Origin of the sequence: Caballeronia sp. dw_276 (assembly GCF_018449635.1) — a bacterium.
In the GTDB taxonomy this organism is placed as follows: Bacteria; Pseudomonadota; Gammaproteobacteria; order Burkholderiales; family Burkholderiaceae; genus Caballeronia.
On sequence record NZ_JAAVUV010000001.1, the window covers coordinates 111,139 to 136,487 of the forward strand.

The window sequence follows — 25,349 nt, forward strand, 5'->3', positions numbered from 1 at the left end:
TAGCGGCGCTACTGATGCTTCCGCGTCGTAGCGCCTTGGATTATTGTTTGCCAGGTTCTGTCTGCAGCATCTTTTCGATTTGCTGGAGAAGCGCGTCGCGCTTGTCCTTGGACAGACCACGCAGTCGTAACTCAAGTCGGTCATCGCCATAAGTCTTGAGATCGCCCACGGCAATTCCTTCGAGTTTGATCTCCAGTCGTTGAGCATAGCGCTGGCGACCCACCGGTTTCGGCGTTTCTTGCGCGCTTGCGCGACCCTTCACGATGTCCGCGACTTGGCGCGTGCTCAGATCGTCGGATGCAATTTTGCTGATCAGGCGTAACGTCGCATCAGCACCGCGCGCACCGTGGAAACGCGAGACCTGGTAAGCCATGTTGGAGCCAAATCGATCCGGCCGGGCCACCATCTCATGCATCACGTTTTCGGGCAGCTTGGCAATTGCCAAGGCGACAGCGATTGTCGATTCGTCCAGGCCCAGGTGATCGGCCAACTCGCGCTGACTTTGAAAGTGATTTTCATCGAGGAAACGCTTCCAGACGACGGCATTATCGAACACGGTCTGTGAGTCTCGTTGCACGTTCAGGTCGTAGCCAAGCTTGTAGCTTTCGATCCCGATTGGAAGGTCGATAACAATCGCCTTCACCGTCTCCTTGTTGGCCTCTTTAAGGGCGCGAACTCTTCGGCCCCCATCACTCACAAAAAAAGTGCCAGGGTTATCGTGGTCGGGTATGACGTGTATGGCCTGCTGTTGGCCTTGTTTGGCCAAATTAACGGCAAGTTCAGCGATCGACGCCTTCAGGTAAAAGTGGCGAGGGTTGAATGGGCTCGGTTTGATAGCTTTTAATGGTAAATCAATGACCTGGCCGTTGACGTATCGGTTCTTTCGGCGCCAGGTCTTGAATTCTTCCGATTCCAAGGTCTCAGCATCATCCTCGATTTCGTTGTCGGCGTATCCGCTCGATCGTCCGGTGACCTGCTTGTCGTTGCCAGCCTCCTGATTGACGATATCGTCGATGGCGTTGATGCGATCGAGGGCCGTGCGTTTCTCGCTGCTTGTGGTATCGGGTCGGGCCTTGAAGCCTTTGGCGAATGGGTTCGGTTTCATTCAACGTCCTTTATGCGCATAAAGTCAGGGAAGCATGGCGAGAACTTCGTCTGCACACGCACGTATTTCGGCGGCAGCGAGGCGTGAGCCCCGGTCGGTCATCTGAAGGACGGTCTGGCCCAGGGCCATCGCCTGCTTGTAGCATTCTCGCGTGGGAATCTGGGTCTTGAGTAAGGGGAATCCCAGCTCTTCCAAAGCGCGCTTCAATTCCCGGGTCAGCATCCGTTTTTCCTCGGTTTTATTGAGGAGAAACACGGCACGGAGATCTTCGTTCATGACTTGCGCTTGCTGGATCAGCTTGACCAAACCAACGCTCGACCAGTAATCAGCAGGCGACGATGACGTCGGGACGATTGCGACAGTTGCAGCGAGAAGGACAACGCCCGATACCTTTTCGGTGATCGACGGCGGGCAATCCACCACGATGATGTCGTAGTCGTTGACGAACTTCTTGATTTCCCGATGGATTTGACCGCCCGCTTCGGAGAGGTTGACGATGGGAAAAGGAATTCCGCTGGCTTCATCGGACGCGGCACTGGCCCAATGGACCAGGGTGTTTTGGCCATCGGCGTCGACAACAAGTACCCGTTTCCCCTTTTCATGGAACGCAGCGCCCAAATGCATTGCGATCGTACTTTTGCCCACTCCACCCTTCTGCTGCGTGATCGCGATAATTTCAGCTGCCACGTTTTGCTCCCAAATTTAGCTTTTTGAATTTTACATTGAAAGCGGAAATTTTCTAGCGGAAACCGTGATGATTAGCTATTCGGTCAGGGTCCAGCGAGGTTTATGCGCATAAAGTCGGTTTCAGCTCTGGCTAGGCAGTTATCGTCTGCGAGGCAATCGTGTTGGCAACCTTCTGTTGGGGGCAGTCAATGCTTCGGAGATGAACACTCACGATTTCCGTGTAGCGATAATTGCTGCTCGTCGGCGACGGCGTTCAAACGTTGTATAAGGGCGGGCATTTCGCGCGGCAATTCATGCATTGAGGACCATCAACCGGTTCCCCACATCTCGGGCACCTTTATGCGCATAAAGTCGACAGTTCATACCCCGCTAAACGGAGATCGCGCGCCTATCCGCACTAACAACGCGTGTTCAACAACACGTTGCCTATCGACCAATAAAGTAATTCCCGCTTTACAAACCCACACGACCATTCAACCGAATACAGTCGTCCGCTGTTCCGAGCCACCCCAAGCATCCCGTAAGCAAGCACTCGTAAAATCGCCGCCACTACGCGGCGGCAAACAGTCGCGGGTACGCTAGCCTCTCCTTTTAATCAGCCAAGGGCATTTAAGTGCATCTGACTTCGACTTTCGCCGCGTGGTCCGACCACGACACGCGTCTTCTCATTGCATGCGCGCTCGGATTGGCGTCGATCATCGTTTTAATTAGTGCGCTGAAGCTGGCGCCGTTCTTGTCGATACTCGTAGGAACCTTCGTCGCTGGCTTTACCGCAGGATTGCCGCTCGAGGCAGTCGCCGGCGCGTTCAGCAAAGGCGCCGGCGGCTTGCTGGGCGATGTCGGGATCATCATTGCGCTGGGTGCGATGCTCGGCGCATTAATGGCGGAGTCTGGCGCGGCCGATCGATTGGTCTCGACCATCCTCGATCACTCCACGCCACGAACGCTACCTTGGCTGATGGCGCTGGTCGCGATTGTCATCGGCTTGCCGCTCTTTTTTGAAGTCGGCCTTGTCATGATGGTGCCTATCATCTTCGTGATGGCGCGCCGCTCGAAACAGCCGATTCTGTGTATTGCGATTCCAGCGCTGGCGGGCATGACGACGCTGCATGCGCTGCTTCCACCGCACCCGGGTCCGCTGATCGCCGTCAGCGCGCTGCACGCGGACCTCGGCATCACGATGGGCCTTGGCTTCATCATCGCGATTCCTGCTGTGATTCTGGCCGGTCCTGTGTATGGCATGTGGCTTTCGCGCCGGATGCACGTGGACGAGCCGGAAGAGATGGGCAAGCTGTTCGCATCGAAAGTCGATGAAACCGGTTCGCTCGATGCTCCCAGCTTTCAAATCTCGCTGCTGACGATTCTTTTGCCCGTGTTGCTGATGCTGGGTCGCACGGTCGCAAAACTGGCGGTTCAGCCCGAAACGCTGCTATTCGATACGCTTAACTTCTTAGGTGAGCCTTTGATCGCGCTTGGACTCACCGTTCTTTTCGCGATTGTCGCGCTGGGATGGACGCGTGGTATGCCGCGAGACAAGGTGAGCGGCATCCTGCGCAAAAGCTTGCCGCCAATCTGCGCGCTGCTGTTGACCATCGGCGCCGGTGGAGGTCTGAAGCAGACGCTGGTGCTAGGGGGAATAAGCACCACGATCGGCAAGATCGCGATCGGCTCGCACCTGCCGCTGATCCTGCTTGCATGGCTGATCGCCGTTGCGTTGCGTCAGGCTACCGGCTCGGCGACGGTTGCGACTACGACGACAGCGGGCATCATCGCGCCGGTCGTCGCAGGGTTGAGCGCGACGCACAACTCACTGCTGGCGCTGGCGATCGGCGCGGGTTCTGTGTTCTTCTGTCATGTCAACGATGCAGGTTTCTGGATGATTCGCGAATATTTCGGCCTGCAGTTGAAACAGACCGTGTACGTCTGGTCGGTGCTTCAGACCATCGTCTCGGTGGTCGGCCTGGCGCTCACTTTGGTAATGTGGGGCGTGCTGACCTGAATGAGAACATACATGCTGACGTGAATTGTGGGCAGATTGGCGTGGCAAGTGGAACTCCAAACTTAAAATACAAAGAAAGGAGATATCGATAATGCTTGCCCTGCGCCCAACTTGCGAATGCTGCGCAAAGCCGCTCCTCCCGGACGCGCGCGACGCCATGATCTGCAGCTTCGAATGCACATTCTGTGAGTCGTGCGTACTCTCACGGCTTCAAAATGTTTGTCCGAACTGCGGCGGCGGCTTCCAGTTCCGCCCGATTCGTCCAAAAGCGCGACTTGCGAGCCGCCCGGCCTCGACCGAGGTCCATCCCGCAGGCGTAGACGAACAACAACATCGCGCGTTCCTGGACCGCTACGCCGACATCCCGCCCTCCAAACGATAGTCATCGGCCACGCCTCAGGGAATCTACCGATCTGAGCGCCGCTCATACCCGTGCTCAGGAATCATCGATTCCTCCTCGACAGCGCGGGCTCGCACAATCTGTTCATCGATCCACTCCTTGAACGGAAGCCAACATGTCTGCATCCCAATCCGAGCGCAACCTTCACATCGGCGAAGGCTTTGAAGGACCTGGCGTCAATCTCGCCCATATCAACGTCCTAGTCGGACCCCGCAACGGCCCAGCCGGACAGGCGTTCGCAACCGCGCTCTCTACGCCGTCGGCGGGCCACGCGCCGTTTGTCGTCATCGCCAAGCCGGGTGTTCCAACGAAGCCTCTCACGTTGTATGTAAACAAGGCGCAAATCGCCAATGAGTTTCATGGAAACGCGACCTGGGGCGCGTCGCAGGCAGGCATCGCGAAGGCCGTTGCAGAGTCGCTCGAAAACGGCACGTTGCCTCCGGAAGCGGAAAACGATTGGGTGGTCGTATCGGCGAATTGGGTAAATCCAGCGGCCGACGATCTGGACGCTGTGTTCCTCAACAATTACCGCGCGACCAAAAACGCCATCAAGGCCGCCATGGCCGGACTGCCGTCAAAGAGCGACGTGTTCGCCGCCGCACGCGAAGTCTCGAATCCTTTTTACACGCCGCGTTTGCCGCAGGCCGCCCTTTAAATCCGCATACGGGCGCTGCATGCCGGTGCTCGCTTGGAGACTTGAATAATGGAATATGTTCGCCTTGGCCAGTCAGGCCTGAAAGTGTCGCGCCTGTGTCTTGGCACCATGAATATAGGCACGCCGCAATGGAAACCGTGGATCTTCGATGAACAGAAGAGCGAGCCTATCGTTCGCCACGCATTGGAAGCCGGCGTGAACTTTATCGACCTTGCCGATTTTTACTCGGCTGGCGTCGGCGAAGAAGTGGTTGGCAGGATCCTCGGACGTCTCGCGCGACGCGAGGAAATCGTGGTGACCACCAAAGTCGGCTACGACATGGGCGCATACCAAAACGCGGGCGGTCATTCACGCAAGCACGTGCTTGATGGTATCGACGCATCCTTGCGGCGGCTGGGCATGGACTATGTCGACATTTACATGCTGCATTACTTCGATACGTCCACACCCGTAGAAGAAACCATGGCTGCGCTGGACGATATCGTCCGCTCGGGCAAGGCGCGTTACATCGGTGTATCGACCATGTACACGTGGCAGCTCGCAAAAATCATTCAGGTTTGCGAACGAAATGGCTGGCATAAGCCGATCAACATGCAATTGCAGTTGAATCTCGCATACCGCGAAGAAGAGCGCGAGATGATGCCGTATTGCGCGGATCAGGGTTTGGGCGTGTCCGTGTTCAGCCCGCTGGCGCGCGGTCTTTTGACGTGCGACACGGCGTCTACACGCAACCAGACCGACTTTTTTACCTCGCAAATGTACGGCGATACCGCATCGCGTGAGATCGCCGCCTCGGTAGAGCGCGTCGCGACGCAACGCGGCGTGAGCGCCGCGCAAATTGCGCAGGCTTGGGTGCTTCAACGCGCAGGTGTATCGAGCATGCTGGTCGGCGCCGATTCGCCTGCCCAGTTCGACAGCGCACTTAATGCGCTCGGTACGCAACTCGACGGCGACGAGCTGTACGAGCTCGAGCGCAACTACACGCCGTGCGATGTCATCAACGACTACACGGCTGGCCGGCGGATCGCGCGCGAACCCCGCATGCCACAGGGTGATTTCATTCAGGCAATGAAGGACGCAGCATGAATCTACTTCGAAGAGAACATTACATCGATGGTGTATGGCTGAGCAGCGCCGAGACTTATGCGGTCTTCAATCCCGCTACAGGGGAGGTGATCGCGGATGTCGCGAAAGCAGGTGCCCTTCAAACCCAGCAGGCCATACGGGCGGCGGAAGGCGCGTTTCCAGCGTGGCGCGCGCTGACAGCAAAGGAACGGGGTGCTCGCGTGCGGCGCTGGGGCGAACTGATGCTCGAACATCGCGACGCTCTCGCGGATTTGCTTACGCGAGAGCAGGGAAAGCCCCTTGCGGAAGCAAAAGGTGAAGTGGCCTACGCAGCGAGTTTCCTCGAATGGTTTGCTGAAGAAGCGAAGCGCAGTTATGGCGATGTCATTCCGAGCTCCAAGGCCGGATCGAAGATCATTGTCACGCGTGAGCCGGTCGGAGTCGTGGCGGCCATCACGCCCTGGAATTTCCCGCTCGCCATGATTACGCGCAAGGCCGGACCTGCGCTGGCCGCGGGTTGCACGATGGTTCTCAAGCCATCGGAGGAAACCCCGTTGAGCGCGTTGGCGCTTGCCGTGCTCGCTGAAGAAGCAGGCGTGCCGGCGGGCGTGTTCAACGTCATTTCGGGTGACGCGGTGGCAATCGGGGCAGAGTTGACTGCATCGCCAGTGGTACGCAAGTTGTCGTTTACCGGCTCAACGCGAGTCGGCAAGCTTCTGGCTGCCCAATCAGCCGAGACACTGAAGAAGCTTTCACTGGAACTCGGCGGTAACGCGCCGTTCATCGTTTTCGACGACGCCGATCTGGACGCCGCAGTGCAAGGCGCCATGGCATCGAAATTTCGAAACACCGGGCAGACGTGCGTATGTGTGAATCGATTCTTCGTTCAGGCTGGGGTCTATGCTGAGTTCACACGACGCTTGACACTCGCCGTTGTCGGGCTCCGTGTAGGTAATGCACTGGAGCATGAAGTCGATCAAGGCCCGCTTATCAACGATGCAGCACTCAGGAAGGTGAAAGACCATGTGCGCGATGCCGTAACCAAGGGCGCGATTGTCATGACCGGCGGTCGCGGACACTCATTGGGCGGTACGTTTTATGAGCCCACTGTGCTGGCGAACGCCAAGCAAAGTATGTCGATAGCGCAGGAAGAAACGTTCGGGCCGGTCGCTGCCTGCTTCCAGTTCGAGACAGAAGCCGAAGCAATCAAACTTGCCAACGACACTCCCTTTGGACTCGCCGCGTACTTCTATACGCGCGATTTCGGACGCGCGTGGCGGGTTGCGGACGCACTTGAGACGGGCATGGTCGGCGTCAACGAGGGAATCATATCTACCGAGGTCGCACCGTTTGGCGGCATCAAGCAATCGGGTTTGGGCCGCGAAGGTTCTAAATACGGACTCGACGAATATATGGAACTCAAATACACGATGATCAGCGGTCTGATGGCAACGGGAAGCTGATTGTCGCTGATTGGTCGCAGGCGCGCTGTTGCCGTCGCATGTAATCGGCAACGGCGCTACACATCGGTAAGGAGACGCAGTGAGTCATCAGGACACCTCAAGCAGTGCATTCCCCATCGGTCCAGGGCCACACGCAGGCATCGCGCCGATCCACACACACGACACCCCCGCCTCGAAGCCCGTTCTGCTCGATGACATTCCGCTGAACCGCTTTCACGTGAAGATCGCGGGCCTGACATTCGGCGCGCATTTCACCGAGGGCTATGCCTTGGGCACGGTGGGTTACGCGCTGGCATCGATGAACCGGCAGATGCCACTCGATTCCTTCTGGATGGGCGCGATCGGCAGCTCGGCGTTGATCGGCATTTTCCTCGGCAGCCTGATCTTCGGACGTCTGTCAGATCGGCTTGGGCGCCAGCGGATTTTTCTCACCAGCTTCGTCATCATCACGGTGGCAGCATTCCTTCAGTTTTTCGCCACGTCACCGATGGAACTGTTTGCGCTTCGTGTCTTGATCGGCTTCGGCATGGGTGGAGATTTCACCGTGGGTCACGCCATCCTCGCGGAATTCTCGCCTCGCAAGCACCGTGGAGCGCTTCTTGGATCATTCAGCGTCGTGTGGACCGTTGGTTATGTGGTGGCGAACGTCCTTGGCATGTCATACGCAGATGCGGGTCCGTCTGCCTGGCGTTGGCTGCTTGCATCGGCGAGTCTTCCTGCGTTTATCGTGCTGTTGTTGCGCATCGGCACGCCGGAGTCGCCGCGCTGGCTGCTCGGTAAGGGGCGCGTGCAGGAAGCGCGCGCAGTGGTACGCAAGCATTTCGGCCCCGACGTTGTCCTTGAAGCTGAACCGGAAACTCGGGTTATGGGCGGAAAGCAGGGTTATGCTCGACTGTTTCAACCCGACTTGATTCGCAGGACTCTGTTCAACTGTGGATTTTTCGTGTGTCTCGTCATTCCGTATTTCGCGATTTACACATTCCTGCCGGGGATTCTGAAGGTGATCGGGTTGAGCGGCGGTTTCGGCGCGGATTTGTTGCTCAATTCGGTGCTGGTCATAGGCGCGGTGCTTGGGATCTGGCTCACCATCAAGTTGCCTCGCCGGCACTTCCTGATCGGATCGTTCGCCGTGACCTGCGCCATGCTCGTAGCCATGAGCTTGCTGCCGGCGTCAGCAACGCTTGCGATGATCATTGCGTTTGCCGTCTTCACATTAACCATGTCGGCGTTCAGCAATCTGGTGGGCGTATTTCCACCCGAATGCTTTCCGACTGAGGTGCGGGCATCGGGCGTCGGTCTCGCGATTGCGTGCAGCAGGCTTGGCTCGGCTATCGGTACGTTCCTGCTGCCGGTTGGCATCGCGCAGATCGGGTTTCACTACACCATGATGATCCTCGCCGGCGTTTTGTTGATCGGCATGATTGTCTCCATTGCCTGGGCTCCGGAAACACGCAACTTGACACTGCGAGCCGCGAGCGGATCATCATAAGCTTCACGTGTGCTGCCGAAAACACGGGTACAGCACACTAGCTCCCGAAAGTTCTCACCCCAGAAAAAGGCGTCCGCTTGCGGACGCCTTTTCCGTTTGAAGCTGCAACTACATCGCTGAAAAAATCGCGCTGTTTCGATATTAGGAATTCTTAATTTTGTCCTAGTTCTTTCGGAGACTTCCGAGGGCAATCCAAAGCGTCGGGTCTTAATATTCATTCACTCGCAGACGAACCAGCCCATCGCCTCCCACAAGAATCCAGACGATGAACAAGGCAACTCGCACTGCGCGGTCGGCATCAACAGGACACGCAGTCCAAGCGCCGCTAGTTTTCGAAACTCGTTAATTTTTCTATTAGGAAACGTCATGAAATCATTCATCTCCACCGTCGCTGCTGCTGCAACTATCGCGACCATCGCTCTGGCATCGACTGGCGCGAGCGCTGCTGACGGCACGATCACGTTCACCGGTGCAGTGACCGACACAACGTGCTCGATCGATGCAAAAGCCGTTGGTTCAGCCGACAAGAACGTCACGCTGCCGACTGTAACGAACAGCACCCTGGGTTCGAAGGGCTCGACGGCCGGCACGACCGCCGCAACCGACCTGACGTTTGCGCTGAGCGGTTGCTCGACTGAAACGAAGGCGGTCGCACGTTTCGAAAACGGCCCGACGATCGACCAGTCCACCGGTTATCTGACAAACCAGGCTCCTGCCGGTGCGGAAAACGTGCAAGTTCGCTTGCTGAACGCGTCGCATCTGCCCATCAACGTCGTGACGGGCGAGAACAACGATATGGCCGGCAACGGTGCGGCCATCGTGTCGGGCAACGCCGACCTCAAGTATTTCGCTGAGTACTACGCAACGGGCAAGGCCACGGCTGGCCCGGTCAACACGTCGGTTCAGTACACAGTCGATTACCAATAAGTCATATCGACAGGCATCTGCGGGTGCAGATGCCTCTTTTTTCTAAAATTTTCGAGATACGTTTTTTACGGAGATGCATCAATCATGAAGTCCCTCAGGCAAATTGCATGTGGTTTGGGCGTGGTCATGGCCCTGCTTGCCGGAAGCGCGGGCGCAAGCGTGACAGTGGGCGGAACACGCGTGGTGTATCCCCTTGAAAACCGTGAGATGACGGTCAAGCTGACCAATGACCGCAGCGAGCCGTCGCTGGTACAGGTCTGGATGGACAAGGGCAACGCGGCTGCGAAGCCCGGCGACGCAAGCGCGCCCTTCGTGTTGACGCCGCCGATCTTTCGCATGGATGCCGGCAAATCCCAGACGCTGCGCATGATGTACACGGGCGACGCGCTGCCGCAAGACCGCGAATCGGTGTTCTGGCTGAACGTACTCGACGTACCGCCGAAGACCGCAAAGGATTCCGATGTCAACACGCTCCAGTTTGCGTTCCGGACTCGAATCAAAGTGTTTGCGCGTCCGAAGGGCTTGCCTGGAACTGCCGATGACGCGCCTGCAAAAGTGACATGGCAGCTCGTACCCGCAGCCGATAACAAAGGCTACGAGGTGAAGGCGACCAACCCGACGGCCTACTACGTGTCGTTCAGCAAGATCGATGTAATCGGCGCGGGTCAGACCTACGGTAACGATGTAGGCGGCATGGTCGAGCCTCATGGAAATGCACAGTTTCCGATCAAGAACATGAAGACGGCGCCTGCCAATGCCCACGTCAAATTTTCGAGCATCAGCGATTTTGGCGGCGCCGTGTCGCTCGACGCTCCTCTCGCGCCATAAGACGTCGCCCTGATCAGGGCGGCCCTTACCCCGAGTAACTGAAGGCGTCGCGGGCATCAACTGGCCGGCGCCTTCCTCAAGAAAACCATCACGTGTTTGCCAAACGGACTGTCCGAACAGCCCGGCGGGTCAACTCGCGCCCGAATCGACTGAATAGACCGGATTAACGCAGGCCGAATCATGAAACAAGCTGCTCAACACGCTTTCACGCGCCAAAGCCAGGGTGCGTTCCGGCTTCGTCTGAAGCCCATTGCCGCGCTCGCTTTCTCGATGATGGCGTGCGCAACAATTCCGCAGGCAGCGGCCGAGTCGGCCCGATCGGATCAAGGCAAGAACGGTACTGCTGCTGAAGTCAGCTTCGACAACACGTACCTGCGCCAGGATGGAAATGCCCCGATCGACACCAGCCGGTTCACACGCGGCAACGCGGTTTCGCCCGGAACCTATTCGGTTGACCTATTCGTGAACGGGGCCCGCCTGAGCCGCGAAGACATCCGCTTTGTTTCGAACGGTGGCGCATTTGGCTCGAAGCCGTGTTTCAGTCGCGAAATGTTGCAACACGCGGGCATCGATCTGGCCAAGGCGGATGCGGCCAGCGGGCGGGCAGCATCGGAAAAAGCATCGGCAAAAGCAGTGGCGGCGACCACGGCATCGACCCCTGTGGCCAATCCCGACACGTGCGAAGACATCGGTACGCTCGTGCCGGGCGCAACGGTCGATTTCGACTTCACCCAGCAAACGCTCGAACTGAGCGTGCCGCAGGCATATATGCGCAACTCGGCGCGAGGTTACGTCCCGCCCGAACAATGGGACCAGGGCGTCAATGGCGGATTCGTGAGCTACAACGCCAATACATTTCGCACCGACGGCTCGGGGCCAGGCTCGACACAAAGCTACCTTGGCCTCAACGCTGGCATCAACCTGGGCGCATGGCACATCCGCCATCAATCGTCGGTGTCGTCGGGAACGGGGCAGGCCACGCAGTTCGACAACATCGCGACCTACGCACAGCGTGACGTCGAAAAACTCGGCGCGCAACTGACACTTGGCGATGCAAGCACGAGCGGCGAGATCTTCGACAGCGTGTCGTTTCGCGGCGCGCAACTCGCCACCGACGACCGCATGCTGCCCGACTCAATGCGTGGCTACGCGCCGGTCGTGCGCGGTGTCGCGGAAACGAACGCGCGCGTCACGATCCGGCAGAACGGCCAGGTGCTGGAAGAAACGAACGTTGCCCCCGGACCGTTCGAGATCAATGACCTGTATTCAACCGGCTACGGTGGCGACCTTGTGGTGACCGTGACCGAGGCCGATGGCCGCAGCAAGGAGTTCACCGTTCCGTTCGCATCGGTCGCGCAATTGCTGCGTCCCGGCGTCACGCGGTTCAGTGCGACGGCCGGCCAGTTGCGCAACGATTCCCTCGATACCAAACCCGTCTTCGGACAGTTCACGCTGCAACACGGGCTGACGAACATGGTCACGGCTTATGGCGGCGTGGTTGCATCGAGCGGCTATGGCGCGATGAATTTTGGTGGCGCGTTGAACACCGGCATCGGCGCATTTTCGATGGACGTCACCGGCGCCACGACCAGTGTGCCCAACGCCCAGTCCATGCGCGGCACGAGCTTGCGCGTGGGCTACAGCAAGTTCGTCGGGGCGACCAATACGAATGTGTCCGTTGCGGCTTACCGGTTCTCGACGGCAGGCTACTTGAACCTGAACGACGCCGCGTCCATTCGCGATATTGCCGAGCATGGTGGCGACACCAACGCCATGTACCGGCAGCGCAACCGCATGCAGGTATCGGTGAACCAGAAGCTTGGCGATCACGGCACGATGTTCGTCACTGGTTCGTCGCAGAATTACTGGAATCGGGGTGGCACCGATACGTTGTTCCAGGCCGGCTACACCAACGCGTTCAAGTACGGAACCTATAGCCTGACGGCCGGCCGCACGCGAACGATGGACGGGCAGTTATCGAATGAATTCTTGTTGAGCACGACCATCCCGCTTGGACATTCCGCGCACGCGCCGATGTTGACCACGAACGCCTCGTACAACTCGGATGGTGCAACGAACATGCAGGCGAACGTGAGCGGTTCGCTAGGAGCCAACAACCAGTTTTCGTACAACGGTTACGGCACGTACAACGTCGGCGGCAATTCTTCCAACAATGGCAATGCCGGCATGAGTGCAACTTATCGCGCGCCGTACGCCACGGTGAACGCATCCGCGAGCGGTGGCGGCGGCACACGCCAAGTATCGGCGGGCGTGCAGGGTTCGGTCGTTGCGCACCCCGGCGGCGTGACGTTCTCGCAAACGGTGGGCGATACGTTTGGCATCGTGAATGCGCCTGCCGCCGCCGGCGCGGGCGTTACGAATGCACCCGGAACCACGATCGATTCGCGTGGCTATGCAGTGATTCCGTATCTTTCCCCGTACAGCATGAACGTGGTCGATATCGATCCGAAAGGCACGTCCACCGATGTCGAATTTAAATCGACATCGGCACAGGTGGCGCCGCGTGCAGGCTCTATAGTGATGATGAAATACGAGACGGTGAGTGGCCGGGCGGCACTGATTCAAGCGCCGAAACTGGGTGGTGGAACGTTACCATTTGGAGCGAGTGTGGAAGACGAACATGGAAAGATGGTGGGCGTGGTTGGTCAGGACAGCAGAGTATTTGCGCGGGGTCTCGAAGACCAGGGTGCGCTCACGGTAAAGTGGGGCAATGGTCCGGTCGAGCAATGCCGGATCAGCTATACATTGCCAAAGAAAGATCCGAAGGCATATAACCCCGGGTATCTATCAGTGCAATCGCATTGTGTGCCGGGGAGCGAAATGCAGGCGGGCGGGGGTACGCAATCAGGGGCACCAGCCACTGCCGTTCGCTGAAAAAAATCGGCGATTGAAAACACGCAACGTTCCGGCCAGATACGCGCAAGCGTGTTTTTGCGCAATCTGGCCGGTTACGATGGGCCTGCCAACTCACGCGCTTCATCACGCAACCATGCGGCGAACGCGCTCACCGTTTCAGCCTCGCGATGCGCCTCTGGCACATCGAGCCAATATCCAAACGGTCCGATTATTTCCACGTCCGACATTCTCACGAGCGCACCTTCGGCCAGCTCGTCGTCGATCATGTTCAGGTCGACGACCGCAAGCCCGACACCCCGCCGTGCAGCATGTATCGCCTGTTGCAAATTCGAAAATTCAATGCCGTTGTCCGCGTAGCGCGCCGGCATTCCGGCTTTGGCCAACCAGTTCGGCCACAGTTTCAAACGGACATCTTCGTGTAGTACATGCAACGCAGGCAACTCATCCACCAGGCGCTCGACCGGCAAGCGGGCGAATTCAGGCGCGCCGACCAGCGCGTGCCGCTCCATGAGCAACAGCTCGGAGCTGCCTTGCGTGGCAAAGTCGCGTGCCGGTTCACGTCCGAACCGGACGCTGCAATGACACTCGCCGCTTTCCTGTGTGCGTATCGATAAATCCACGTCTGGCAGTTGCTCCGCCAATGCGCCCAGCCGCGACGAAAACCATTGCGTCGCAAAGGTGGGCGGCAGCGACACAACGAGGCGTCTGCGCTCCACGGCGCCGGTCAAATGCCGGGTTCCCCGCTCGATGACATCAAACGCTTCCGTTACCGACGGCATCAACATCACGCCGGCCGGCGTCAGCCTGATTCCCTTGTGGTCGCGTTCGAAAAGCTTCACGCCCAGCGATTCCTCCAGCAGCCGGATTTGCCGGCTAACAGCCCCCTGCGTGACGCACAGCGCTCGCGCTGCGCGATTGAAACTCAAATGACGCGCCGTTTCTTCAAAAAACCGCAGCGCAATTAACGATGGAAGGTGTCGCATAGTGATTCCTTACAGCCAGTCTCTTTGATTGTTGTTATTAGCCAGATGCACGCGCCTCCCTGATCGCGAGGCAAAGTCATTGTCTCGCGTTCGATAAAATTACCTTGATTCCGGGTGCGAAACAATAGACCTTCCGGCCAACGTTGGACTAGCAGTAATTCTCATAAGCGGCTATCAGGAAAGGTCAGAACGCGCGAAGAAAATGCCGGGGAGTAGGCCATTCGGCTAGTAGTTGCCGCGGCCCGAATCGCCTATGCTGGATACATCCCGTTCCAGGAGGCCGCATGACCGTACGCAATCTCGATGCCCTGTTCAGCCCGAAGTCGATCGCCGTGATCGGTGCATCGTTGCGCGCGGGCAGCATCGGCGAAATGGTTTGGTCGCGGCTCAGCAACGCGAAGTTCGCGGGTCCGGTCTGGCCGGTGAACCCTCAACATCGACAGCTCAATGACGTCGCCGTCTTTGCGAGCATCCTGGATTTGCCCGACGCGCCCACCGTAGCGGTGTTATGCACGCCGCCGTCCACATGGCCGGCGATTGTCCGGCAGCTCGGCGAGCGGGGCACTCGGGCGGTGGTGATTGTCGGACAGGCGAGCGAAACAAAGGATCAGGCGGTCAACAGCTGGACAAGCCGGACACTCACCGCCGCACGGCCGTTTCTGTTGCGTGTCGTCGGCCCGGCGAGCCTGGGTGTGATGACGCCGTCGGTGGGCGCCATTCTCGGCGCGCCTTCGTCGCCGGTCGCGGCGGGTGGGGTGGCGTGGGTATCGGCGTCGAACGCGCTGACTAATGGCGTGCTCGGTTGGGCAAACGCCCGCGGCCTTGGGTTTTCCCGAGTGGTGGCGCTGGGAGACGAAGCGGACGTCGACGTTGGGGATACCCTCGATTTCCTGGCAAGCGATGCTCGTACGCGCGCGGTCCTGCTCGCCGTCGAATCGGTGCGGATGGCACGCAAGTTCATGTCGGCGGCACGCGCCGCTGCGCGCAACAAGCCCGTGCTGGTTCTGCGTACCGGACACGACGATCCGTTCGACGCGCTCTACAGTGCCGCATTCCGGCGTGCGGGTCTGGTTCGCGTCGATTCCCTTGACGACCTGCTGGATGAAATCGAAACGCTTGGTGTCGGGCGCGTGGCGGCGAGCGATCGCGCAACCGTGATCACGAGTGACCGGGGCGTCGCCACGCTCGCGTCCGATGCCTTCGCCGCCGCCGGCGACTCGCTTGCGCTCTGGTCCGACACGGCGCGCAAATCTGTCGCCGCGGCCTTGCCGGGGGCGCGGCTCGGCAATCCGCTGCAACTGGGCGATGCCGCCACCGCTATCGACTTTGGCGCGGCGCTCGAGGCGCTGGCGCCGCATCGTGAGACGGGAACTGCGTTTGTTGTCCACGCCCCGACTCATTCCGCGCCGGTCGCCGAGGTCGCGCGCATGATGATCGCGCAAAAGAATCACGCGTATCGCGGGTTGCTGGCGTGCTTTTTTGGTTGTGTCGATGAAGCGACGCGCGACGCCTTGCACGCCCAAGGCATCCCGGTTCACACCACGCCACAGCGGCTCGCAAGGGGGTTCGCCCGGCTGGTCGATTATCGGCTGGGCCGTGAGCTGTTGATGCAGACGCCGGACGGACCGTTGCCCCAGGCGGCAGCCGCGCTGGACAGCGCACAGGCTCAGATTGCGGCCGCGTTGACGGCAGGCGTCGCCGAACTCGACGGCGAGCGTGCATCGCGCGTTCTGGGGCAATTTGGAATTGTCGTGAAAGCGGGTCCAACGGGGCCTCGCACCGACGACGCCATCGAAATCGATGTCCGCTTGCTCAACCATCGGGTATTCGGGCCGGTGTTCGAGTTCAGGGCCGCAGGCGCGCTCGGTTTGCCGGACTCGCTTCACGAGTTCGCCTTTCCGCCACTGAATCCCCTGCTGGCTCGCGATCTCGTGATGCGCTCACCGCGTGCACGCGAGCTTCCAGCCGAGAGCTTGTTGAATGCGCTGACGGCTTTGTCGAATGCGGTATGTGAAATAGAGCAAATCGTTGCCTTGCGCCTGACGGTGCGCGTCACGCGGCAGGCCGTGGTGGTTTATGAACCGCATTTGACGCTTGCCGCGCATCGAACACCGCTGGCCATTCAGCCATATCCGCGCCGGCTGGAAGAAACGCTCGACTGGAACGGCTTGCAGGTCACCGTGCGGCCTATCCGGCCCGACGACGAAGCCGCCCACAGCGCTTTTGTCGCGGCAATGACACCTGAGGATCTGCGCCTGCGTTTCTTTAGCTCGGTACGCAGCTTCGATCACTCACAGCTCGCGCGCATGACGCAAATCGATTACGACCGCGAGATGGCGTTTATTGCGGTGACGGGTGAAAGCGATGCGATGCAGACACTGGGCGTGGCCCGCGCAATAGCCGATCCGGACAACGAGACGGCCGAGTTCGCGGTGGCAGTGCGTTCTGACCAGAAGGGCAGGCGCCTGGGAATGTTGTTGCTGGCGCGGATCATTGCGTATTGCAAGTCGCGCGGTACGCGGTGGCTCGCCGGCGAAGCACTGCGCGAAAACACCGGAATGATCGCGCTCGCGCGCCGCTGCGGTTTCCAGATCACGTCAACAGAAGATCCGGGCGTGGTGGGATTCCGCATGCGGCTGACCGACGCCGGCCCGGCGCCGCCGTAGATCTCCAACGCTTAAGCGGCAAGCTTGGCGAGCGCTTCATCGACCTGTGTTCGCGATACCGCCAGCTCTTCCAGCCACGCATCGGCATAGACGCTGCCGGTTTCGCGTTCCAGACGCGCGATGGTTGCGGCGCAACGAGTCGCGTCCTTGGGTGTTGCAATAAACGACTTGACCGACGCGCCCGACGTGAATGCTTCGAACAACGGCACGCGGATGTCGTCGGGCAATGCGCGGCTTGTCCATTGATACGGCTTGCCGTTGAACGACAACTGCGGAGGCATTACGCGCTCTTTTTTCGCTGCGGGAATCAGGCCGAAGTTGCGGGCGGCATCGGCGATCTGGTCGGCGGTGAAAAGCTCGTCTGCGCTGATGTCGAATTGCTGGATGAACGTTTCGATGCTTTGCATTGCCGCCGCGCGGTCGTCGCGCTTTTTCTGCGCGCGGGCAACAATGTCGCGCAATTCGTCGGCTTCTTCGCTCGTGATCGTGAAGCTGGACTGTTTTTGCTGAAGTTCGGAGAAGCGCTGGAATTCGGGATCGGAGAGAAGTTTCGCCATGGCCTTGCGTAGAAAAAGACGCGGCAGGTCGCGCACAACGACCGGCCGCTTTTTGAGAGGGGCGCCATTCTATCAAGCTGCGCTGGAATCCCGTGCATCGCGCACGCCATCGAGTTCGACTTCAGGTTCGCGATACATCGACAGCGCCGCCGCCGCGTCGCCGAGCATTGCGCTGACGTCGTCAATTGATGGCGCGACGTATTCGTCGATACGCCTGAGAAACGGGCACGTCAGCGTCGCGATGGCATGACCCGACGGCCCCAGCAGCGGAAAACTGACGTCCATCACGCCAAACGTCTGCTGACTCTCCTTATGCAGGAACCCGTCGGCACGGATCTTCGCGTACGCGCTTTCGAGCGCGACCGGGTCCAACGCCGTCTCGCCCTTGACCTGAGTATGTTCAGCGAGCATGTGCGCACGCTGTTCCGCGCTTTGAAACGCCAGCGTCACACGTCCCGAACCGGTATCGATCAAGCCGATGCGCGCGCCAAGCCGCACCGAAATGCCCCAGGTGCCGGGCCCATCGACCTGCGCGATCACCAGAAGGTTGCCCCGGTCGTAGGTCGCAAGATGACAGGACTGCTCGGCGCGGTCGGCGAAACGCTGCATGATCGGCAGCGCTTCTGTGATCAGGCGGTTCATCGGCGGATGGCGATGTGCGAGCGCATACAGCTTGAGGCTCAGCGAATACCGGTCGCCGGCCGGCGAGCGCACCACGTACTGCCGCGCGACCAGCCGCTCGAGCATCCGATACATCTCGCTTGCGTTGCGCCCGAGCGATTTCGTGATCTCGGCGCGCGTCAGGCCATCCTTCTGCTCGGCGAGCAATTCGAGGATATCGAGCCCCTTGTCCAGCGCGGGCGCGCGGTATCGGTCGGAGTCGGAGGGATCTTCTGCCTGCATGTCAGCCTTGTTAAAAGCGATCGATCAGCGATAAACACGAGATGCTAAGGGAAAACACGGACCGTTTCGATGTGCACTTAGCTTGACTTGATCTTGTCCGCATATGAATAATACGTTCACTGATAAACGATTGTACCGATACAAACCCGTACCATCGATATACCGCCGAAACGAATTCAAGGAAGTCTGCGTGCCGCAAACCCCGCACAAACCCACCGACTCACGTTTGATTCTCCAGAGCCCGCAGGACAATTGCCTGATTGCGGGCGCGCGTCTGGAGGCGGGCGAGCGCGTCGAAATCGAAGGGGAAATCGTCACGCTTGCGAAGACCATCGACCTTGGACACAAAGTCGCGCGCTACGCGCTGCGCACCGATCAAAAAGTGCTGCGCTACGGCGCGATCATCGGCCACGTGAGTTCGGATGTTCAGCCCGGCGACCATTTGCACACCCACAATCTCGAGAGCGACTACATCCCGACCTACACGCACGACGCCGGCCACGCGTTTGTGGATCACCGGGAACAGCCAAGCCAATGACAGCATCCATCGCTCCTCAGCTTCAAGGCTTTTTGCGCGCCGACGGCCGCAAGGGCATTCGCAATGTGATCGCGGTTGCGTATCTCGTGGAGTGCGCACATCACGTGGCGCGCGAGATCGTTACGCAGTTTCGTCCCGCATTCGATGCCTTCGATGACCCAAATGCCGAGCAAGAACCACCTGTTCACCTGATCGGCTTCCCCGGTTGCTATCCGAACGGCTATGCCGAGAAGATGATGGAACGGCTGACCACGCATCCGAACGTGGGCGCGGTGCTGTTTGTATCGCTGGGATGCGAGAGCATGAACAAGCACTATCTCGTCGATGCCGTGCGCGCAAGCGGCCGTCCCGCCGAGGTCCTGACCATCCAGGAAAAGGGCGGCACGCGCAGCACGATCCAGAATGGTCTCGACTGGATTCGCGAGACGCGCGCGACGCTCGCAGCCCAGCCAAAAGTCCCGATGGCGCTCGATGAACTCATCGTCGGAACGATTTGCGGCGGTTCCGACGGCACCAGCGGCATCACGGCGAATCCAGCGGTGGGCCGCGCGTTCGATGCGTTTATCGACGCCGGCGCCGCATGCATTTTCGAAGAAACCGGCGAACTTGTCGGCTGCGAATTCCATATGAAAAGCCGCGCGGCGCGGCCGGAACTCGGGCAGGAAATCGTCGCGTGCGTGGACAAGGCTGCGCGCTATTACTCGATCCTCGGGCACGGTTCGTTCGCAGTCGGCAACGCGGATGGCGGCCTCACGACGCAGGAAGAAAAGTCGCTTGGCGCGTACGCGAAGAGCGGTGCATCCCCGATTGTCGGCATCATCAAACCGGGTGACATCCCGCCGGTAGGCGGCCTGTATTTGCTCGATGTCGTGCCGGACGGCGAGCCGCGTTTCGGTTTCCCGAACATCAGCGACAATGCGGAAATCGGCGAATTGATCGCCTGCGGCGCGCATGTGATCCTGTTCACGACCGGTCGCGGATCGGTGGTCGGTTCGGCCATCTCGCCCGTGATCAAGATCTGCGCGAACCCCGCGACGTATCGCAATCTTTCCGGCGATATGGACGTCGATGCCGGCCGGATTCTTGAAGGCCGCGGGACACTCGACGAAGTGGGCCGCGAGGTATTCGATGTCACCGTCAAAGTCGCGGCAGGCGCTGCGTCCAAATCTGAATCGCTGGGTCATCAGGAATTCATCCTGACTTACAAGACGTTCGATCCGGTTGGCCCCGCCTGCTTGCCGGCAAATGCGACGCCGCGGCACGCCGTACCGATTGCTTCGGTTTGATCCACGCATCGACATCCAAGCGATGAACCCAATCACCGGAAATCCCGTCGTGAAAAAGCGCAAGGTTGGAAAAACATCGCTGGAAGTTACAGCGTTGTCGCTGGGCAGCGCGCCGCTTGGCGGCTTGTACAGCGAGTTGTCGGAGGAAGACGCACAAGCCACGGTCGACGCCGCATGGCAAGCCGGCATCCGCTTCTTCGATACCGCGCCGCACTACGGCCACACGAAAGCTGAACATCGCGTAGGGGACGCGTTGCGGCGCTATCCGCGCGAAGACTACGTGCTGTCGACCAAGGTCGGACGTCGCTTTGTCCCTCGCACGACGCCGTACGACGGCAGCGAAGGCTGGGCGAATCCGTTGCCTTTCCAGGCGATCTACGACTACACCTACGGCGGCATTCTTCGTTCATTCGAAGACAGTCAGCAGCGCTTGGGGATCGTGGATATCGACATTGTGCTGATCCATGACATCGGCCGCGTCACGCACGGCGAAAAGAACGCGTTTTACTGGCGGCAACTTACGGACGAAGGCGGTTTTCGTGCGCTTGATGAACTGCGTACATCGCGTGGCGTAAAAGCAGTCGGACTCGGCGTGAACGAAGGCGCGGCGGTGCTGGAAGCGATGGCGGAATTCGATATCGATTGCGCATTGCTTGCCGGCCGATACACGCTTCTGGAGCAAGCCGTCCTCGACGACCTTCTACCTGAATGCGAAAAACGCGACGTCAGCATATTGCTCGGCGGTGCGTTCAACTCGGGCATTCTTGCGCGCGGTTTGACGCACGATGTGCCGCCAAAAGCGATCAACCAGAAGTTCAATTACGGCGATGCGCCGCAGTCGGTCATCGAACGTGTCGATGCGCTGGAACAGATCTGCCGCGAGCATGACGTCGCGTTGTCGAGCGCGGCCCTGCAGTTTCCTTATGCGCATAAAGTTGTCGCCACCGTGCTGATGGGCGCGCGTAACCCGGATGAGGTGCGGCTGAACGCGGCGTCATTCGCCGATCCGTTGCCTGCCGATTTGTGGGATGCGCTGAGAGCAGCGGGACTGCTGCATGCTTCCGCGCCGGTGCCCGTATGAGCGCTGAATTTATCGATGCGCATCAGCATTTTTGGGATCCATCGCGCGGCGACTATGGCTGGTTGACGCCTGAGTTGAGCGGGTTGTATCGCGTGTTTGGTCCCGATGACTTGAAGCCGCTTCGCGAAGCGGCGAACGTTGCGCGGACGGTCGTCGTCCAGGCGGCGCAGACTGTGGATGAGACACGTTATCTGCTCGATCTTGCGCGTAACGATTCATCCATCGCGAGTGTAGTGGGATGGGTCCCGCTCGACGCGCCCAACGCGGCCCGATTGATCGACGAATTAGCGCACGAACCGAAGTTCAAAGCCGTGCGCCCGATGCTTCAGGACCTTCCAGATGATCGCTGGATCGAGAATCCCGCATTGACGCCGGCAATCCATGCGCTGATCAAAAACGATCTTGCTTTTGATGCCCTGATCTTCCCGCGCCACGTTGCATCGCTGAAGATTTTTGCAGAGCGTTTCCCCGACCTGCGAATCGTCATCGATCACGGTGCGAAACCGCAAATCAAGGACGGCGACGCCGGGTGGCAAATCTGGGCAGATGGCATTGCAGAACTGGCTGCGTTGCCTCAAGGATTGCGCTGCAAGCTCTCGGGCCTTGCGACCGAAGCCGCGCCCGGCTGGACGACGGCGACGCTCAAACCATACGTCGATCATCTTCTCAAGCACTTTGGCTCGGATCGCCTCATGTGGGGAAGCGACTGGCCGGTGCTCAATCTGAACGGTGACTATGCAAGATGGAATGACGCAGCGCGGCAATTGACGTTGCATCTGGATGCAGCGCAACAGCAAGCAATTTTCGGCGACACCGCGAAGACGTTCTACCGTTTATAAGACATGAAGAATCGGCACGGTATACGCGGAATTTCGCATCAGCAATCGCAACGAAAGCCGGGAATGGTAAAAAGATGTGTCGCGTGAATGCTATGGTTCTGGTTCTATCGCACGATATTTGAAACGCCGCTCCCGGCGAACCTTGGCCACAAGCGGGCCATACCGAACACCTTATCAACCGAATCAAAACCTGAAACTGAAGGATCACTCACGATGAAACTGCTGCGCTTTGGGCCGAACGGTCAGGAAAAACCGGGTTTGCTGGATCAGAACGGCAAGATTCGCGACTTGTCGGGTGTCGTTGACGACATCGCCGGCGAAACACTATCCGACGCCACGCTCGCGAAACTCCGCGCAATCGATCCATCCACGCTGCCCGAAGTGACGGGCGAACCGCGCATCGGCCCTTGCGTTGCACGCGTGGGCAAGTTCGTGTGTATCGGCTTGAATTACGCCGATCACGCCGCGGAATCCAACCTGCCGGTTCCGACCGAACCGGTGCTGTTCGGCAAGTGGACGAGCGCCATTTGCGGTCCGAACGACAACATCGAAATTCCGCGTGCATCGAAAAAGACCGACTGGGAAGTCGAGCTCGGCGTGGTGATCGGCAAGCACGCGAAGTACGTCAGCGAAGCGGACGCGCTGGATTACGTGGCCGGCTATTGCGTAATCAACGACGTTTCCGAGCGCGAATGGCAGATCGAGCATGGCACGCAATGGGATAAGGGCAAGGGATTTGATACCTTCGGCCCGATCGGTCCGTGGCTCGTTACAAAGGACGAAATCGCCGATGTACAGCATCTCGACATGTGGCTGGAAGTCGACGGACATCGTTATCAGAACGGCAACACCAAGACGATGGTTTTCGGCGTCGCGGAACTGGTGGCGTATCTGTCGAAGGTGATGAGCCTGCAGCCGGGCGATGTCATCTCCACCGGCACGCCTCCGGGCGTGGGAATGGGCGTGAAACCCGCGCCGGTATATCTCAAGGCAGGCCAGACGGTTCGCCTTGGCATCCAGGGTCTGGGCGAACAGCAACAAACCACGGTCGACGCAAAGTAAGCGCGAACCGATAAAAGAAAGGGGCCGTTCCAGCATAAGTTGGAACGGCCCCTTGTTCGTTTTACCGCACAGATAGTCAGGCGCTGACCGGTTCCAGCTCCGCCGCCATTTCGCTGATCCGGTGAATCGTCCCTTGCGCGACTGCAACGAGGCGTTCCGTGCCGCCATCGGTGACATACACGTCGCATTGACATGTGGCCTGCGTCATTCCCGCGTAGATCACGCGCGCGCGGGCCAGCAATGTGCCCGATACCGCTGGCCGCAAATAGTTGATTTTGTACTCGCCGGTGACCACCTTCGGACCCAGGCGCAGTGCGCCGGCGAAGGTCAGGGCGTTATCGACGAGATAACTCACCACGCCGCCGTGCACAAAACCATGTTGCTGCCTCAGTTCATCGCGGATGGTCAGACATAGGGTGAGACTCGTGGAGTCGACCTGCATGAGTTTCGTTCCCAGCAGGGCGCTAAACGGCTGCGCGTTCAACGCGCCCCGTGCGATATCGACAATTTCGGCCATTCGGACACTCCTACATTTGGTTTCGGTCCAGTCAGCTTGAGTCCCACAATCCGCATCGGGGCGAGCGCCGTCGTCGCGGTCCTGCAAAGGACTGTAGGTAGTGCATGTCCACTGCGCAAGGACGATCTCGAATTCGCGGACAAATTACCGGTTTAAACGTGATTTATCAGCGGCTTGAATCCAAAGCAGCGGTTTTTCCGGCTGAAATGCAAAACGCCTCGCGTGAATGGCGAGGCGTTTGAACACGTCAAGACGACGCTGAAGTTTCAAGGCAACGCGTCGTACGCGGTCGCGAGATGGTAGGGCGTGGTCGAAGGCATTTCGGCACGCACGATGACGCCATCGGCCGTCTGGCTTTCAATCCATCCGTTCGGCCGAAGGAAACGCTTTGTGAAGCGTTCGATCTGGGCGGGTAACTGCGCGCGCACCTCAGCGCCGGAATGCGTGGCGAGCGCGCGCAGATATTCGGTCTGCGCCCAGATACGTTGCGTCGAATCGATAACACCGCCGCGCTCATCGACCGATGCAGCCACGCCGCCCGTCACCGGATCCACGCCGGTTTGCTGCACGAAATTGAACGCGCGGAACAACGCCCGGTTCAGCCCAGCCGCTTTGAAAGCCGCGTGTGCGCTACCTTCCACCAAAAACAGCCATTCGAATTGATGCCCGGGTTCAAGCCAGTTGTTGGCGCTCCCAATCGGCAATTCGGCGATGCACCCCGTTTCCTGGTGCACAAAAGCACGCGCGACAGCCGCGCCGAGCTTTTCCAGACGATGATCGAAGACCGCGAAGCCCGTGGTTTGACGCGCGGCAAGCCACGCTTCGGTCAGGTGCATCAACGGATTTTGCAGCGGCGAATTGAGCGAGACGGAAAAGTCTTCGCTCATCGCGGCATGGAACAGATTGCCTTCGGCGCTCATCTGCCGTTCGATGATCGCCGAGGTCTCTTCCAGCGTCGCCAACGCTTTTTGCGCGGCAGCGGGCGACGCGTGACGGGCGTATTCCGCGCACGCAAAAATCACGAACGCGTGCGTATAGAGGTCCTTGTGGCGCTCGTGCGGCGCGCCAACAGCATCGACGCTATAGAACCAACCGCCGTTTTTTCTGTCCTGAAAATAGGTCAGAAGCGAATCGAACAGCGTATCGGCGTGGCCAATGTCCCCCGCGTGCGCGAACACGAACAACTGCCGGGCGCATGCCATGGCGCGGTATCGATGTGCGGGCACGGGCGTTACGCCATCCTTGGCGACGGCTTCGTAAGCGAGACGCATCGCTGGATTGAAGCCCGGTCCGCGCCAGATAGGCAGTACGACGCGCTCATAATGCGCCTTCAGGGTCGCGCCGGTCGGGGGTGTTCCAGCAGTGAAATCTGGGTCGTGCATACGGCTTTATCGATGATGGTTGAGCCCGGCGGCGCTCGCC

At 59.3% G+C, this 25,349-nt stretch carries 22 protein-coding genes; 15 read left to right on the plus strand and 7 right to left on the minus strand.

Features of this window, described 5'->3' with window-relative positions; genetic code table 11:
- Positions 1 to 40 precede the first annotated feature (40 nt).
- Together HB633_RS00515 and parA are read right to left on the minus strand one after the other, a co-directional pair.
- Positions 41 to 1,105, minus strand: a complete 1,065-nt coding sequence (locus HB633_RS00515) for a ParB/RepB/Spo0J family partition protein (RefSeq protein WP_213776131.1) — start codon at positions 1,103 to 1,105, stop codon at positions 41 to 43.
- 24 nt (positions 1,106 to 1,129) lie between these two features.
- Complete coding sequence (parA, locus tag HB633_RS00520; RefSeq protein WP_213776132.1) at positions 1,130 to 1,792, minus strand: ParA family partition ATPase; 663 nt, start codon at positions 1,790 to 1,792, stop codon at positions 1,130 to 1,132.
- A gap of 613 nt (positions 1,793 to 2,405) precedes the next feature.
- On the opposite strand from parA, the gene HB633_RS00525 reads away from it, so the two are divergent.
- From HB633_RS00525 to HB633_RS00565, 9 genes are all read left to right on the plus strand, one after another.
- Positions 2,406 to 3,791, plus strand: a complete 1,386-nt coding sequence (locus HB633_RS00525; RefSeq protein ID WP_213776133.1) for a gluconate:H+ symporter — start codon at positions 2,406 to 2,408, stop codon at positions 3,789 to 3,791.
- 91 nt (positions 3,792 to 3,882) lie between these two features.
- Complete coding sequence (locus HB633_RS00530) at positions 3,883 to 4,173, plus strand: DUF1272 domain-containing protein (RefSeq protein ID WP_213776134.1); 291 nt, start codon at positions 3,883 to 3,885, stop codon at positions 4,171 to 4,173.
- A 133-nt stretch (positions 4,174 to 4,306) separates the two neighbouring features.
- Positions 4,307 to 4,846: a formaldehyde-activating enzyme gene (fae, locus tag HB633_RS00535; protein WP_213776135.1), complete on the plus strand. Its 540-nt coding sequence runs from the start codon at positions 4,307 to 4,309 to the stop codon at positions 4,844 to 4,846.
- A gap of 48 nt (positions 4,847 to 4,894) precedes the next feature.
- The gene (locus HB633_RS00540; RefSeq protein ID WP_213776136.1) at positions 4,895 to 5,932 is read left to right on the plus strand and encodes an aldo/keto reductase; all 1,038 of its coding nucleotides are present in this window, start codon (positions 4,895 to 4,897) and stop codon (positions 5,930 to 5,932) included.
- The gene (locus HB633_RS00545; protein ID WP_213776137.1) at positions 5,929 to 7,374 is read left to right on the plus strand and encodes an NAD-dependent succinate-semialdehyde dehydrogenase; all 1,446 of its coding nucleotides are present in this window, start codon (positions 5,929 to 5,931) and stop codon (positions 7,372 to 7,374) included. The genes HB633_RS00540 and HB633_RS00545 overlap by 4 nt, the downstream gene beginning before the upstream one ends.
- A gap of 139 nt (positions 7,375 to 7,513) precedes the next feature.
- Positions 7,514 to 8,863: an MFS transporter gene (locus tag HB633_RS00550; protein WP_346730250.1), complete on the plus strand. Its 1,350-nt coding sequence runs from the start codon at positions 7,514 to 7,516 to the stop codon at positions 8,861 to 8,863.
- Positions 8,864 to 9,229: 366 nt separating this feature from the next.
- Positions 9,230 to 9,790: a fimbrial protein gene (locus HB633_RS00555; protein ID WP_213776138.1), complete on the plus strand. Its 561-nt coding sequence runs from the start codon at positions 9,230 to 9,232 to the stop codon at positions 9,788 to 9,790.
- Between the two features lie 84 nt (positions 9,791 to 9,874).
- Positions 9,875 to 10,618 (plus strand): fimbria/pilus periplasmic chaperone, encoded by a 744-nt coding sequence (locus tag HB633_RS00560; RefSeq protein ID WP_213776139.1) that lies wholly within the window; start codon positions 9,875 to 9,877, stop codon positions 10,616 to 10,618.
- 180 nt (positions 10,619 to 10,798) lie between these two features.
- Positions 10,799 to 13,513, plus strand: coding sequence for a fimbria/pilus outer membrane usher protein (locus tag HB633_RS00565; protein ID WP_213776140.1), 2,715 nt, complete (start codon positions 10,799 to 10,801; stop codon positions 13,511 to 13,513).
- A gap of 74 nt (positions 13,514 to 13,587) precedes the next feature.
- On the opposite strand, the gene HB633_RS00570 is transcribed toward HB633_RS00565, so the two are convergent.
- Positions 13,588 to 14,478: a LysR family transcriptional regulator gene (locus HB633_RS00570; protein WP_213776141.1), complete on the minus strand. Its 891-nt coding sequence runs from the start codon at positions 14,476 to 14,478 to the stop codon at positions 13,588 to 13,590.
- 284 nt (positions 14,479 to 14,762) lie between these two features.
- On the opposite strand from HB633_RS00570, the gene HB633_RS00575 reads away from it, so the two are divergent.
- Positions 14,763 to 17,144 (plus strand): GNAT family N-acetyltransferase, encoded by a 2,382-nt coding sequence (locus HB633_RS00575; RefSeq protein WP_213776142.1) that lies wholly within the window; start codon positions 14,763 to 14,765, stop codon positions 17,142 to 17,144.
- 11 nt (positions 17,145 to 17,155) lie between these two features.
- Here HB633_RS00575 and HB633_RS00580 read toward each other — a convergent pair whose 3' ends face one another.
- Both HB633_RS00580 and HB633_RS00585 read right to left on the minus strand, forming a co-directional pair.
- Complete coding sequence (locus HB633_RS00580) at positions 17,156 to 17,701, minus strand: hypothetical protein (RefSeq protein WP_213776143.1); 546 nt, start codon at positions 17,699 to 17,701, stop codon at positions 17,156 to 17,158.
- A gap of 72 nt (positions 17,702 to 17,773) precedes the next feature.
- Positions 17,774 to 18,604: an IclR family transcriptional regulator gene (locus HB633_RS00585; protein ID WP_213776144.1), complete on the minus strand. Its 831-nt coding sequence runs from the start codon at positions 18,602 to 18,604 to the stop codon at positions 17,774 to 17,776.
- Positions 18,605 to 18,794: 190 nt separating this feature from the next.
- Between HB633_RS00585 and HB633_RS00590 the strand changes: the two genes are divergently transcribed.
- The 5 genes from HB633_RS00590 (at position 18,795) to HB633_RS00610 (ending at position 23,410) form a co-directional block, all read left to right on the plus strand.
- Positions 18,795 to 19,142 carry a UxaA family hydrolase gene (locus tag HB633_RS00590; protein ID WP_346730239.1) on the plus strand — a complete coding sequence of 116 codons (348 nt, stop codon included), beginning with the start codon at positions 18,795 to 18,797 and terminating at the stop codon, positions 19,140 to 19,142.
- On the plus strand, positions 19,139 to 20,428 hold the full coding sequence (locus HB633_RS00595; RefSeq protein WP_213776146.1) for a UxaA family hydrolase: 1,290 nt from the start codon (positions 19,139 to 19,141) through the stop codon (positions 20,426 to 20,428). Before HB633_RS00590 ends, HB633_RS00595 begins: the two co-directional genes overlap by 4 nt.
- A gap of 22 nt (positions 20,429 to 20,450) precedes the next feature.
- Complete coding sequence (locus HB633_RS00600; protein WP_213776147.1) at positions 20,451 to 21,509, plus strand: aldo/keto reductase; 1,059 nt, start codon at positions 20,451 to 20,453, stop codon at positions 21,507 to 21,509.
- A complete protein-coding gene (locus HB633_RS00605) occupies positions 21,506 to 22,348 on the plus strand; it encodes an amidohydrolase family protein (protein WP_213776148.1) in 843 nt (280 codons plus the stop codon). Before HB633_RS00600 ends, HB633_RS00605 begins: the two co-directional genes overlap by 4 nt.
- Positions 22,349 to 22,561: 213 nt before the next feature.
- Positions 22,562 to 23,410 carry a fumarylacetoacetate hydrolase family protein gene (locus HB633_RS00610; RefSeq protein WP_213776149.1) on the plus strand — a complete coding sequence of 283 codons (849 nt, stop codon included), beginning with the start codon at positions 22,562 to 22,564 and terminating at the stop codon, positions 23,408 to 23,410.
- Between the two features lie 76 nt (positions 23,411 to 23,486).
- Here the strand turns inward: HB633_RS00610 and HB633_RS00615 are convergent, their stop codons facing one another.
- Both HB633_RS00615 and HB633_RS00620 read right to left on the minus strand, forming a co-directional pair.
- Complete coding sequence (locus tag HB633_RS00615) at positions 23,487 to 23,927, minus strand: PaaI family thioesterase (protein ID WP_213776150.1); 441 nt, start codon at positions 23,925 to 23,927, stop codon at positions 23,487 to 23,489.
- Positions 23,928 to 24,193: 266 nt separating this feature from the next.
- Positions 24,194 to 25,309, minus strand: coding sequence for an AGE family epimerase/isomerase (locus HB633_RS00620; RefSeq protein ID WP_213776151.1), 1,116 nt, complete (start codon positions 25,307 to 25,309; stop codon positions 24,194 to 24,196).
- Positions 25,310 to 25,349: the final 40 nt, after the last annotated feature.

Coding starts and splice junctions, on each gene's coding strand:
- HB633_RS00560 (WP_213776139.1), top strand. CDS start 9,875: ATGAAGTCCCTCAGGCAAATTGCATGTGGTTTGGGCGTGGTCATGGCC.
- HB633_RS00570 (WP_213776141.1), bottom strand. CDS start 14,478: ATGCGACACCTTCCATCGTTAATTGCGCTGCGGTTTTTTGAAGAAACG.
- HB633_RS00555 (WP_213776138.1), top strand. CDS start 9,230: ATGAAATCATTCATCTCCACCGTCGCTGCTGCTGCAACTATCGCGACC.
- HB633_RS00605 (WP_213776148.1), top strand. CDS start 21,506: ATGAGCGCTGAATTTATCGATGCGCATCAGCATTTTTGGGATCCATCG.
- HB633_RS00530 (WP_213776134.1), top strand. CDS start 3,883: ATGCTTGCCCTGCGCCCAACTTGCGAATGCTGCGCAAAGCCGCTCCTC.
- HB633_RS00600 (WP_213776147.1), top strand. CDS start 20,451: ATGAACCCAATCACCGGAAATCCCGTCGTGAAAAAGCGCAAGGTTGGA.
- HB633_RS00585 (WP_213776144.1), bottom strand. CDS start 18,604: ATGCAGGCAGAAGATCCCTCCGACTCCGACCGATACCGCGCGCCCGCG.
- HB633_RS00545 (WP_213776137.1), top strand. CDS start 5,929: ATGAATCTACTTCGAAGAGAACATTACATCGATGGTGTATGGCTGAGC.
- HB633_RS00595 (WP_213776146.1), top strand. CDS start 19,139: ATGACAGCATCCATCGCTCCTCAGCTTCAAGGCTTTTTGCGCGCCGAC.
- HB633_RS00620 (WP_213776151.1), bottom strand. CDS start 25,309: ATGCACGACCCAGATTTCACTGCTGGAACACCCCCGACCGGCGCGACC.
- HB633_RS00580 (WP_213776143.1), bottom strand. CDS start 17,701: ATGGCGAAACTTCTCTCCGATCCCGAATTCCAGCGCTTCTCCGAACTT.
- HB633_RS00615 (WP_213776150.1), bottom strand. CDS start 23,927: ATGGCCGAAATTGTCGATATCGCACGGGGCGCGTTGAACGCGCAGCCG.
- HB633_RS00610 (WP_213776149.1), top strand. CDS start 22,562: ATGAAACTGCTGCGCTTTGGGCCGAACGGTCAGGAAAAACCGGGTTTG.
- HB633_RS00565 (WP_213776140.1), top strand. CDS start 10,799: ATGAAACAAGCTGCTCAACACGCTTTCACGCGCCAAAGCCAGGGTGCG.
- HB633_RS00515 (WP_213776131.1), bottom strand. CDS start 1,105: ATGAAACCGAACCCATTCGCCAAAGGCTTCAAGGCCCGACCCGATACC.
- HB633_RS00540 (WP_213776136.1), top strand. CDS start 4,895: ATGGAATATGTTCGCCTTGGCCAGTCAGGCCTGAAAGTGTCGCGCCTG.
- fae (WP_213776135.1), top strand. CDS start 4,307: ATGTCTGCATCCCAATCCGAGCGCAACCTTCACATCGGCGAAGGCTTT.
- HB633_RS00575 (WP_213776142.1), top strand. CDS start 14,763: ATGACCGTACGCAATCTCGATGCCCTGTTCAGCCCGAAGTCGATCGCC.